General features: G+C 75.2%; 9 protein-coding genes, 1 pseudogene and 1 CRISPR repeat array (1 of these 11 cut by a window edge). Of the genes and pseudogenes, 5 read left to right on the top strand and 5 right to left on the bottom strand.

Annotated elements, in window-relative coordinates; all coding sequences use genetic code 11:
- Both A2CP1_RS03970 and A2CP1_RS03965 read left to right on the top strand, forming a co-directional pair.
- The gene (locus A2CP1_RS03970) at positions 1–708 is read left to right on the top strand and encodes a ferredoxin reductase domain-containing protein (RefSeq protein ID WP_012632170.1); all 708 of its coding nucleotides are present in this window, start codon (positions 1–3) and stop codon (positions 706–708) included.
- A gap of 16 nt (positions 709–724) precedes the next feature.
- Positions 725–1,867 carry an AI-2E family transporter gene (locus tag A2CP1_RS03965; RefSeq protein ID WP_012632169.1) on the top strand — a complete coding sequence of 381 codons (1,143 nt, stop codon included), beginning with the start codon at positions 725–727 and terminating at the stop codon, positions 1,865–1,867.
- Positions 1,868–2,057: 190 nt separating this feature from the next.
- Here the strand turns inward: A2CP1_RS03965 and A2CP1_RS23590 are convergent, their stop codons facing one another.
- Positions 2,058–2,282: a type 2 periplasmic-binding domain-containing protein gene (locus A2CP1_RS23590; RefSeq protein WP_012632168.1), complete on the bottom strand. Its 225-nt coding sequence runs from the start codon at positions 2,280–2,282 to the stop codon at positions 2,058–2,060.
- Between A2CP1_RS23590 and A2CP1_RS24050 the strand changes: the two genes are divergently transcribed.
- Together A2CP1_RS24050 and A2CP1_RS03955 are read left to right on the top strand one after the other, a co-directional pair.
- The gene (locus tag A2CP1_RS24050) at positions 2,215–2,496 is read left to right on the top strand and encodes a zinc-binding dehydrogenase (RefSeq protein ID WP_218917132.1); all 282 of its coding nucleotides are present in this window, start codon (positions 2,215–2,217) and stop codon (positions 2,494–2,496) included. The genes A2CP1_RS23590 and A2CP1_RS24050 overlap by 68 nt on opposite strands.
- A gap of 28 nt (positions 2,497–2,524) precedes the next feature.
- Positions 2,525–3,265: a hypothetical protein gene (locus A2CP1_RS03955; RefSeq protein WP_012632167.1), complete on the top strand. Its 741-nt coding sequence runs from the start codon at positions 2,525–2,527 to the stop codon at positions 3,263–3,265.
- Between the two features lie 44 nt (positions 3,266–3,309).
- Here the strand turns inward: A2CP1_RS03955 and A2CP1_RS03950 are convergent, their stop codons facing one another.
- Complete coding sequence (locus A2CP1_RS03950; protein WP_012632166.1) at positions 3,310–4,968, bottom strand: HNH endonuclease signature motif containing protein; 1,659 nt, start codon at positions 4,966–4,968, stop codon at positions 3,310–3,312.
- Between the two features lie 352 nt (positions 4,969–5,320).
- Here A2CP1_RS03950 and A2CP1_RS03945 point away from each other — a divergent pair, with 352 nt between their 5' ends.
- A complete protein-coding gene (locus tag A2CP1_RS03945) occupies positions 5,321–5,512 on the top strand; it encodes a hypothetical protein (RefSeq protein ID WP_012632165.1) in 192 nt (63 codons plus the stop codon).
- A gap of 89 nt (positions 5,513–5,601) precedes the next feature.
- On the opposite strand, the gene A2CP1_RS03940 is transcribed toward A2CP1_RS03945, so the two are convergent.
- From A2CP1_RS03940 to istA, 3 genes and pseudogenes are all read right to left on the bottom strand, one after another.
- Entirely contained in the window at positions 5,602–6,450 is an 849-nt protein-coding gene (locus tag A2CP1_RS03940) for a sigma-70 family RNA polymerase sigma factor (protein ID WP_012632164.1), read from the bottom strand.
- On the bottom strand, positions 6,447–6,995 hold the full coding sequence (locus A2CP1_RS03935) for a hypothetical protein (protein WP_012632163.1): 549 nt from the start codon (positions 6,993–6,995) through the stop codon (positions 6,447–6,449). The genes A2CP1_RS03940 and A2CP1_RS03935 overlap by 4 nt, the downstream gene beginning before the upstream one ends.
- Positions 6,996–7,427: 432 nt before the next feature.
- Positions 7,428–8,133, bottom strand: a pseudogene (gene istA / locus A2CP1_RS22890) (IS21 family transposase); the annotation flags it as partial.
- A gap of 95 nt (positions 8,134–8,228) precedes the next feature.
- Positions 8,229–11,307: a CRISPR direct-repeat array (repeat unit 29 nt; unit sequence GGGTCGATCCCCGCGCACGCGGGGAAGCC); it runs 667 nt beyond the window's last position.

Raw genomic sequence — 11,307 nt, 5'->3', positions numbered from 1 at the left:
ATGCTCGGCCCGACCCTCTACACCGAGGTGCCCGTCCTCGCCGCCTGGGACGAGACGGCGCCGTTCCGCGGCATCCGCCTGGCGCTGCCCCCCGCGCTGGCGCGCGCCCACCGCGCGCCCGGACAGGTGGTGAAGGTCCGGACGCCGGCCGGTGAGGGCTTCTTCGCGCTGGCGAGCGCGCCGTCGCCCGACGCGGTGGTGGACCTGCTCCTGAAGCGCGGCGGCAAGGTGGCCGACGCCGCCATCGCGGCGGCCGCGCCCGGCGCGACGCTCGCCCTCACCGAGCCGTTCGGGAAGGGGTTCCCGGTCGAGGAGGCCGCCGGACGCGACGTGCTCCTGTTCGCCGCCGGCTCCGGCATCGCCCCCATCCGCGCGGTGGTGCAGCACGTGCTCGCGCACCGCGACGCGTTCCGGCGCGCGACGCTGTTCTACGGCCAGCGCCACGGCGCCGAGTTCGCGTACCGCGCCGAGCACGTGGCCTGGGAGCGCGGCGGGGTCCGGGTGGTGCTCTGTCCCTCCGGCGAGGACGACGCCTGGCCCGGCGTGCGCGGCCGCGTGCAGGAGGTGGCCCGGGTGCTCGCGTTCGGCGGCACGCCGCCGGAGGAGACGGTCGCGTTCGTGAGCGGGATGACCGCCATGGTGGACGACGTGCGCCGGGTCCTCGCCGGCGCCGGCATCCCCCCGCAGCGTGTGTTCGCGAACTTCTGAACGCCCAGGAGAGCCGGTGACCGCCACGCCCGACAGCGACCTGCACGCCCGCCGGCTGCTCCTCGCCCTGCTGGTGCTGGCGCTGTTCCTCGCCGGCTGGATGGTGAAGCCGTTCTGGGTGGCGTTCTTCCTGGCCGCGGTGCTGACCGCGGCGCTCCGGCGCTGGATGGAGTGGCTGTCGGCGCGCCTGCGCGGGCGCCGCGCGCTCGCCGCCGGGCTGCTCACGGCGGGCGTGCTGCTCGCGGGGGTCGTCCCGGTCGCCGCGCTCGGCGCGGTGCTGATCCGCGAGGCGGTGGACGGGATCCAGTGGCTGCGCAGCGCGCTCCAGAGCGAGGGGGTCTGGGGGCTGGTGAGCCGCCTGCCCGGGCCGATCGAGGAGCTCGCCCACCGCGCCGTCACCGCGCTCGGCGATCCGGAGCGCCAGCTCCAGCAGCTCGCCGGGCAGGGCGGGCAGGCCGCCGCCGCGGTGGGCGGGGTGCTCGCCGCCACCGGCACGTTCGTGCTGCAGACGGTGTTGATGCTCATCGCGCTGTTCTTCTTCCTGGTGGACGGGCAGCGGCTCATCGCCTGGGTGGACGCGCGCGTGCCGCTGCGGGCGGGTCAGTTCCGGACGCTGGTGGAGGACTTCCGGCGCACCACGCTGTCGGTCGTGGCCGCGACCGCCGCCACCGCCGGGATCCAGACCGTGACCGCGCTCGCCGGGTACCTCATCGCGCGCGCGCCCAACCCGATCTTCCTGGCGGTCCTCACCCTGGTGGTGGCGCTCATCCCCGCGGTGGGCGCGACCGCCATGGTGCTGGCGGTCGCGGCGCTGCAGCTCGCCACCGGCCACACCGTGTCCGGGATCTTCCTCGCGATCTGGGGCGCGGCGGTGGTGTCGCTCGTGGACAACGTGGCGCGCCCCTACCTGCTGAAGGGCGGGATGGCGCTGCACGGCGGCGTGGTGTTCTTCGCGCTGCTCGGCGGCCTGGCCGCGTTCGGCGGCATCGGCCTCATCCTCGGCCCGCTCGTGGTGACGTTCCTGGTGACGGTGCTGAACATGTACCGGCGCGAGCTCGGCAAGAGGCCCGCCGCCCCGACGCCCGCGCCCGCCCCGGCAGCCGGGCCCGGGGACGCCGAGGACGCGGTCGGAGCTCCCCGCCAGGACACGCGGGGCTGAGAGCAGGTGAACCCATCCCCTCCCGTCGCCGCGGCGGCCGATCCGCGTCGCATCGCTTCGTTGCTCCTCCCTCACATGCCGACGGGCATGCTCGGTCGTCGCGCCTCGCGCTGCTCGCGGCTCGACTGCCTGGCTCGGTCCGGGGATGGATTCACGCGCTCTGAACGCGGCGGAGCGCGGCGCGCGGCCGTCAGCCCGCGGCCGGGCGCCGGCCGACGCGCGGGCGCCTGCGCTCGAGCACCTCGGAGAGGTGATCGAGGAGCGTGCGGACCTTCGGCAGCAGGTGGCGGTTCGGCGCGTACAGCGCGTGCACCGGGAACGGCGGCGCGCGCATCCAGGCGATCAGCGTGGGCAGCCGCGAGACGTTCGAGGCGCTCAACCGGCTGGTGGCGCTGCACCGGCTCCGCCCCGCCATCGCGCGGACCTATCCCTTCGAGCGCGCGAACGAGGCCATCGCCGCGCTGCGGACCGGCGACGTACGTCGGCAAGCTCGTGGTCGAGGGCGCCGCGGCGTAGACCGGCGCCTGCGAGCCGACCGCGGCGGCGGCCGCGCTCGCACCCGCGCCGCCACGCACGCACCTCTCGGCACCTATCGTGAACCTCGGCCCCGCCCCGCCCCGTTCCCGTGAACGCGGGACGCGGCTAGAGTGCGCCGCCATGACCCCCACCCGCCTCGTCCTGGCGCTCGCCCTGGCGCTGCCCCTGCTCCCGCAGCCGGCCCGCGCGCAGGTCCGCGCCCAGCTCCGCATCGACCTGCCCATCTCCCCGCGCCTGGTGGTGATCCAGCCCGGCGTCCAGGTGGTGCCCGAGTACCAGGACGAGGTGTTCCACCAGGGCGGGTGGTACTGGCTGCGCCGCGAGGACCGCTGGTACCGCGCGCAGTCTCCGCGCGCCGCGTTCGTGATGGTCGAGCCGCGCATCGTGCCGCGGGTGCTGGTGACGCTCGCGCCCGGCCGCTACCGGAACTGGCAGCCGGTGGAGGCCGCCCCGCCTCCCCCTCCGCCGCCCCCGCAGTACCGCCCCGGCCCGCCGCCTCCACCGCCCGAGTACCGGCCCGCGCCGCCCCCGCCGCCGCCGCGCTACGCCCCCGCGAACGTGGTGCGCGCGAAGGAGCTGAACGCCGGGTACGTGCGCGCCCGCGTCATCTACGCGAAGGAGGTCCGCGCGTACGAGGGGCGCATCGGCCGCATGGTGCGCGACGACCAGTGGAAGCGCGGCATGCGCAAGCACGGCGGCGGGCGCATCGAGGCCGAGGAGCTCGAGGCCGACGTGATCTACGTGAAGGAGCTCAACGCCGACTGGATCGACGCCGCGGAGATCCACGCGAAGGAGATCCGGATCGGCGAGGGCGACGACGACCGCCACGGCCACGACCGCGACGGCGACTGGCAGCGGTGAGCGGCGCCGGGCGCCCGTGAGCGCCGCCGCTCGCGGGCGCGCCCCTACGCGCCCGTCCCCGTGAACGGCGCGCCATTCAGCAGCCAGATGAGGGCGTCCGGCGCGCGCCCGAAGACGGTCAGGTGGCCGCCGTGGACGCAGCGGAGGTGGTGGAAGGCGCAGAGCGCCACCTGGTTCTCCGCCTCGTCCCCGCCGCCCTGCGAGCGGAACAGCACGTGGTGCGCGTGGGCCGCGCGGTGGCTGCAGCCCGGGACCTGGCACCAGCCCAGGTCTCGCTCCCGCACGCGCTGTGAGCGGCTCGGCGAGCCCTTCAGCACGTCCCCCCACTGCCCCAGGAAGTGCGCGCCCAGGATGGCGAGGCACGATCCGGCCGGCACGAGGCGTCCCACGCGCTTCCGGACGGTCTCGAAGGCCGCGGCGAGGAGCACCGCCACCCGGCGGGGCAGCGGGACCGAGACCTTGCGGTGCGCACGCAGCTGCCGCTCCCGCTCGCCCTCCACCGCGCGCCGGAGCGCCACGCAGGTCATCGCCTTCGCCCGCGGGATCCAGGACGCGATCTCGTCTTCCGGCAGCCGGGCGAGGATCCGCCGCCGCTCGTAGGAGACCCCCTGCCGGCGCGCCTCGCGGAGCCCGGCCGACCGCGCCAGCCGCTCCTCGTGCTCGGCGCGCTGCTCCACCGCGCGCGGCGGGAGGCGCAGCCGCTCCTCCACGTAATGGCGGAAGCTGGCGAAGCCGAGGCGCAGGTGCATGCCGCTCCGGCGGACCGCGTACGCGCAGTCGCCGATGACGTCCTCCAGCGTGGAGCGCGCCGCCGCGAGCGCGCGGAGGGCCCGGTCGATCTCCTGCGCGGTCGCGCTCTCGTCGAAGCGGACGTCCGGCGCCGGCCAGTCCTCCACCGGCGGGAGCAGCGGCCAGCGCTCCGGCTCGGCCTCGAGCGCCGCGCGGCGCGACCGCTCGCCCGCCGCCGAAGTCCGGAGCTCCGGCCCCAGCAGGCGCGCGCCGTCGCGGTCGCCGTCCGTCGAGAACTCCGCCAGGTACTCCTGCGCCAGCGCCTCCAGCCGCTCGGACCGGGTCGAGCCCGCCATGATCCGCCCCGCCGCCTCCAGGGCGGCGTCCACCACGATCCGCTCGGCCTCGGGCAGCTGCGTGCGCAGCGTCACCCACGCCTCGTCCGCGTCGTCCGGTCCGGCGCCCCCCGCCCGCCGCACCGCGTCTTCCAGCTCGCGGACCGTCTGCCGGGCCGCGCGCTCCACCCAGAACGCCTCCGCGTCGCCGGACGCCACCGCGAGCACCGTCTCCGCCGCGCGGAGCCCCACCCGCCCCGACCGCAGCGCCTCGCGCAGGCGCGGACGCGTGCGCAGCCCCGCGCCCAGCCGCGCCAGGCCCTCCGCCGCGCGCTTCCCGATCTCGAGGACCTCGCGCGCGTAGTCGTCGAGGTGGAAGCCGAGGGACGCGAGCCGCTCGCCCCGGCAGAGCGCCGCCAGCCCCTCGGCGACGGCGAGGTCGATCGCGCCGCGCCCCCGCGACGCCCACGCCAGCATTCGCTCGAGCTCGTCCGCCTCCGGCTCGCCACCCCGGAACCAGCGGTCCAGGTCCGCGCGACTGTACGGAACCAGCTCGCGAAGCGGCAGGAACGCGTGCTCCGCCGCGGCGGTGCCCGGCAGGTCCGCGGCCCCGAGGCCGGCGAGAGGAGCGGCGTCCATGCGCGAATCGTCGCACGCGCCTCTGACACTCTTCGTGAACCACGGAGGAGCGCGCGCGAGGCGTGCCGGCGCGGAGCGGGCGCCCGGTACGGCCGTTCCCCTCACACGCGCTGGGCGGACCGGCCGAGCGCTCGCGAACGCGATTGACGCCCGCCTCCGCCGGCGCGAACCGCCGTTCGTCGGCGAGGTCGTGCCGCGCCTGACGAATACGTGGACGCCCCGTCGTGCCGCGCCGAGGACCCGCGCGGCGGCGCCCGCCTCGGCACGCCGGCCGGTCCGTGTCCAGATTGAAGGGCGACCGCAGCCTGCGCCGGAGCACGCCGCTCCCGACAAGCCGGCCCGGAGGGAGCCCATGAACGCCCAGTCGCAGACCCCAGCCTCGCTCGTCCACTTCTACGACACGCGCACGCACGCCATCGCCTGCGGGGAGAGCGGTCCCGATCGCCGATCCACCAAGCATCCGCGCCAGGTGACGTGCCAATCCTGCGTCGCCCTGTTCGACGCGCCCCGCACGCACGCCGAGGACGCCGGCGCCGTCTCGTGATCCGGCGGGGTGCGCGCGCAGCCCGCCGCGCCGCCCCGCCCGAGCCAACGCGGGCAGGTCGTGAGACTCGTGCGAGCCCGCAGGCACGCCTACGAGAGGTGGCGGAGCTTGTCCGGGTTGCGGACGGCGTAGATCCCCACCACGCGCCCGTCGCCGATCTCGATCGCCAGGGTCTCGACGCCCTCGGGACCGTGCACCACGAATCCGGGCATGCCGTTGATCCAGGCGCGCTGGTAGGCCTTCGCGCCCGGGAACGAGGGGTGCTTCACGATCTTCGAGAGGAACTCCACGATGGCGGCCCGGCCCTCGATCGGCTGGAGCACCGCCGCGCGCTTGCCGCCGCCGTCCGCGTAGAACACCGCGTCCTCCGCGAGCAGCCTCGAGAGCGTCCCGAGGTCGCCGCTCGTCAGCGCCGCCTGGAAGGCGTCGGCGAGTCGCCGCGCCTCCTCGTCGGACGCGCGGAAGCGCGGCCTCGCCTCGCGCACGTGCCCCCGCGCGCGCGCCGCGAGCTGGCGGACCGCGGCCTCGGAGCGCGCCAGCACGCCCGCGACGTCCGCGAACTCCATGTCGAACACGTCGTGGAGCAGGAACGCGGCGCGCTCGAGCGGCGAGAGGCGCTGCAGGGTGACGAGCAGCGCGATCGAGAGGTCGTGCGCCAGCCCCGTGCCCTCCGCCTCCACCAGCGGCTCCGGCAGCCAGGTCCCGACATACTCCTCCCGCTGCGTGCGCGCGGACTTCAGGCGGTCGAGGCAGAGCCGCGTGACCGTGCAGATGAGGAACGCGCGCGGCGACTCGACCCCGTCGCGCGGCGCGGCGTTCCAGCGCAGGAACGCGTCCTGCACCACGTCCTCCGCCTCGGCCACCGAGCCCAGCATCCGGTAGGCGACCTGCACCAGATCCGGCCGGTGCGGCTCGAAATCCCTGGCCGCGCCGGTCACGCCGCCGCCCCCCGCACCACCGCGACCGGCAGGTCGCCGACGTGCACGCGCTGGCACGACTTGCCGTGGCCCATCGCGTACTTCAACGTCGGGTAGAGCCGGCCCGCGTTGACCGCGAACGCCAGCGCGATGAGCGCGCGCGGGCCCCAGCGCGCCACGATCTCCTCGCGCAGCCCGTCCGCCTCCGGCGCGTGCGCGAGCACCGCGCGCGCGTAGCGGACGCCCAGCCGCACGTCCTCCGGCATCCGCGCCAGGTCGTTCGAGAGCACCGCCTGGAGCACGTCCGCCGGCACGCCGCGCTCGAGCGCCTTCGTGACCCCGAGCTGCGTGCACGGCCCGCAGTCCTCGCTCGCCGTGACGACGATCCCGACGCAGAAGTGCACCGCCTCCGGGACGTCGCGCGTGTAGTACGCGAGCTTCGCCGCCCGGATGTACATACGGAACGCCTTGAAGTCGGTGTCCAGCAGCTCGTGGACGTAGCCCGCGTCGTAGCCGTACTTCTGCTCGAATGCGGTGAGTTGCCTCCGGATCAGCCACTTCAGCATGTGTCGTCTCCCGTTCCGTCGATTTACCGGCAAGACGAGCGGGGAGCGCGCGGTGTGACAAGGTCGAGCGCTGCAGATGTGGCCCGGTTGGGCTGTCTGGTCGCCGGCATGCTGGTGGGCAGCAGGGCGAGGGCGCGGGGGGTTGCTCTGGCGCTGCGGGACTGGGAGAAGGGACCGGCGTCGCCGTTGCGGTGGGCTGGGGCCGGCCGCTGGTTGCGGCTCGTCGTCAAGGGCGAGCGGGAGAGCGACGTTACAGGCGCGCACGCACGCATCTGCCGTTGGCCTCCTACTCGGTCGGTACACGTCGCGTCCGGTTCACGCGCACACGTCGAAGCCCCGCGCAATGAGCTGCAAAAGGACGACAACAGCGGGACTCCCCGCCGCAGACGGGGAGACCTGTCAAACGACAGGAAGCTCTGCCCCCCATACGAGCGCGCGGTGCGCCTCGAGATGCGCCGTCGAGTCGAACCGTCGACCGGCGATGGCATTGCGCTTCACGAACTTCACGCTGGACTCGGTCTTGCCCTTGGTGCGGGCCCGATACGGCCGACAGGCCCGAGGCTGGACGTCCCAGTCGCGCAAGAACGCGACGTAGGTCGGGTGGAAGGTCACCGTCTGCGCGGCGCGGTCGCGGTCGCGCCCCGAGGCACCGAGCGTTGTCGCCAGGACCTCGGCGGGCACGCCCCCGAAGTGCTGGAACGGCGACGGGATCCCGTCTAGCCACTCGCCCTGCGCTCGTGCAGGAACGCCTTCACGAACATCCGCCGCGAGTAGCTCAGCAGTGCGACGAGGAAGTGCACCCGTGACCTGCGCGCCGGCGACCAGACCTTGCGCTCGCCGAGGTACATCTGCATCTGCCGACCCGGCGCGGTCTCGAACCGCACCGTGGCGAGGTCCGCCGCGCCAACGCCCGCTGCACCGTCCGGATGCTCGCATCTACGCCTCGTTGCGCGAGCATGTCGGCCACGACGACCGCGTTGCGGTCGGCCTCGCCGTCGAAGAGCGCCAGCGCCTCCTCCCGAGCAGAGTCGTCGAGGCGACGCGCCGTCGGCCGCTCCTGGACGTCGGCGGCAGGGCCGCCTCGCAGGTAACGCCTGACCGTCTTGCGGGCCAGTCCCAGATCGCGGGCGATGCGCATCGCTCCCCAGCCCTTCGCCGCGAGCTCTCGCAGGGGGTCAGTTTACGTGTCGCTCGACAAGCCGGCTGGACCGGCTAACGGCTCGACGTGGGGCGGGGTCGATCCCCGCGCACGCGGGGAAGCCACGTCCGCGTCGACGATGAGCGCCGTCGCGCCGGGTCCCCGCGCACGCGGGGAAGCCTGCGGCCGGCCGGGCACCGGCAAGTCGCGCGTGGGTCGATCCCCGCGCACGCGGGGAAGCCAACGCGCGCGCGAGCGCCGGCGTCGCGCGCCACGGTCGATCCCCGCGCACGCGGGGAAGCCGGGCTCCGGGTCGTGCTGATGAACGTCCTCCCGGGTCGATCCCCGCGCACGCGGGGAAGCCGTGAAGCCGTGCTCGACCACCGGGGCGAAGAAGGGCCGATCCCCGCGCACGCGGGGAATCCGTTCCGCGCCGGCCCAGGACACGCTGGACCTCGGGTCGATCCCCGCGCACGCGGGGAAGCCACGCTCATCCGCGGCTCGCTCCTCTCGCGCATGGGTCGATCCCCGCGCACGCGGGGAAGCCGCCGTCCAGGTCCTCGCGAACGTGGCGCTGATGGGTCGATCCCCGCGCACGCGGGGAAGCCAAGATGTTCAGCGACGAGACGATTGACCTCGGGGGTCGATCCCCGCGCACGCGGGGAAGCCACCGTCCGGGTCCGGGCCGAACGCCACGAGGAGGGTCGATCCCCGCGCACGCGGGGAAGCCTCGTTGGGGACGGACATCGACGGCCCGTACAAGGGTCGATCCCCGCGCACGCGGGGAAGCCCGCCAGGGCGAGCGGAAGCGCTTCACGGCCGACGGTCGATCCCCGCGCACGCGGGGAAGCCCGACGCGGCGGGCGTCGTCGGCGAGACGCTGAGGGTCGATCCCCGCGCACGCGGGGAAGCCTCGTCCACGACGTCCAGCGTCGCCGTCAGGAAGGGTCGATCCCCGCGCACGCGGGGAAGCCCCGCTCAGGACGACCTTGCCGGTGGCGGACGGGGGTCGATCCCCGCGCACGCGGGGAAGCCTTGGCTGCGACGAGGTTGGCGTCCTCGTACTCGGGCCGATCCCCGCGCACGCGGGGAAGCCGACAGGAAGCCGCGCCGGCTCGGGTCCACGCCGGGTCGATCCCCGCGCACGCGGGGAAGCCCCCCGGTGGACGCCGCCGGGTGGAGGCGCGCTGGGTCGATCCCCGCGCACGCGGGGAAGCCCTCGGCGAAGATCGCGAGCAGCGCCTTGTCGAGGGTCGATCCCCGCGCACGCGGGGAAGCCCCGAGCGCCACGCTGCCGTCCTACCTGCGCCAGGGTCGATCCCCGCGCACGCGGGGAAGCCCACCACCTCGCGACGGGCGGCCGCGGGCTGCTGGGTCGATCCCCGCGCACGCGGGGAAGCCGCCTACTTCGGCGCGGAGGACCCGGCCCGGCCGGGTCGATCCCCGCGCACGCGGGGAAGCCGGTATCCGCTCCCGGTCACGCCCGTCCACGACGGGTCGATCCCCGCGCACGCGGGGAAGCCGCCGGCGTCTTCGGCCTGGTGTGGTCGAGGCGGGGTCGATCCCCGCGCACGCGGGGAAGCCACGACCGCCGACCTCCGCAACCTGCTCGACGGGGGTCGATCCCCGCGCACGCGGGGAAGCCGCGTCGGACAGCGCCTTCCGGATGTGGGACCCGGGTCGATCCCCGCGCACGCGGGGAAGCCGGCAGCGTCGTCCAGGGCCCTGGCTCCGCGGAGGGTCGATCCCCGCGCACGCGGGGAAGCCATGTGCGTCATCGCGGTGAGCAGGTTCACCCCGGGTCGATCCCCGCGCACGCGGGGAAGCCCAGTGGTCGGGGAATGACCCGGGCTCGGCGCGGGGTCGATCCCCGCGCACGCGGGGAAGCCGGGACGTGACGGCGGCGACGGTGGCCTCCACGGGGTCGATCCCCGCGCACGCGGGGAAGCCGGCGCGTGGGCGGCCGCCGCGGTGGTGTGCACGGGTCGATCCCCGCGCACGCGGGGAAGCCCTCTGACGACCGAGATCGCGGGATGCGCCTTCGGGTCGATCCCCGCGCACGCGGGGAAGCCCTCCTTCTCGGTGGTGGTGGGGGACGTGCGCCGGGTCGATCCCCGCGCACGCGGGGAAGCCAGCGCGAAGCAGGCCTCTGCGCTCTACCGAGCGGGTCGATCCCCGCGCACGCGGGGAAGCCCGCCCGCTGCCGGCCGGCCGGAGCCCCGACGAGGGTCGATCCCCGCGCACGCGGGGAAGCCTCGCGGAACAGCGCCTTGATCACGGAGTAGGTGGGTCGATCCCCGCGCACGCGGGGAAGCCCCCAGCGTTCGCCGGGCCTCCATCATCGACACGGGTCGATCCCCGCGCACGCGGGGAAGCCCGCTGCCGCTCCACCGCATCGCGCGTCTACTCGGGTCGATCCCCGCGCACGCGGGGAAGCCGGTCCGTACCTGTTCGCTGGCGACCGGGAGGAGGGTCGATCCCCGCGCACGCGGGGAAGCCAGCCGGATCGTGATCGCGTGGCCCTCCAGATCGGGTCGATCCCCGCGCACGCGGGGAAGCCCCGACGTAGCGGAGCAGACCGGCTGCGGACAACGGTCGATCCCCGCGCACGCGGGGAAGCCTTGAGCTCCTCCTGGCGCTTCTCGTGGGCGACGGGTCGATCCCCGCGCACGCGGGGAAGCCTCGCGCGCCTGCGCGGGAGAGAGCGCCTCTTCGGGTCGATCCCCGCGCACGCGGGGAAGCCATCAGCGCTGACCGTGTGTTCCGAACCCGCTTGGGTCGATCCCCGCGCACGCGGGGAAGCCGGCGCCGAGTGCGGGTGGGCCTACCTGCCCGCGGGTCGATCCCCGCGCACGCGGGGAAGCCTCTCGCGCGAGCTGCTCGAGGTCCTCGAGCCCGGGTCGATCCCCGCGCACGCGGGGAAGCCCTCTGGACCCGCGACCGGCGGCTCGTCCACCGGGGTCGATCCCCGCGCACGCGGGGAAGCCTTCGCCTGCGCCCACCGCTGGCCTTCCTGCGCGGGTCGATCCCCGCGCACGCGGGGAAGCCCGGCGCGGCGCCGCCGTGAAGGTCTCCCTCTCCGGTCGATCCCCGCGCACGCGGGGAAGCCCGGGCCGGTGGGACGAAGCGCCTCGGACGCCAGGGTCGATCCCCGCGCACGCGGGGAAGCCCAGC

This window comes from Anaeromyxobacter dehalogenans 2CP-1, assembly GCF_000022145.1.
GTDB lineage: Bacteria > Myxococcota > Myxococcia > Myxococcales > Anaeromyxobacteraceae > Anaeromyxobacter > Anaeromyxobacter dehalogenans.
The sequence above is the reverse complement of the archived record's forward strand: the minus strand, read 5'-3'. Positions and strand labels throughout refer to the sequence as shown.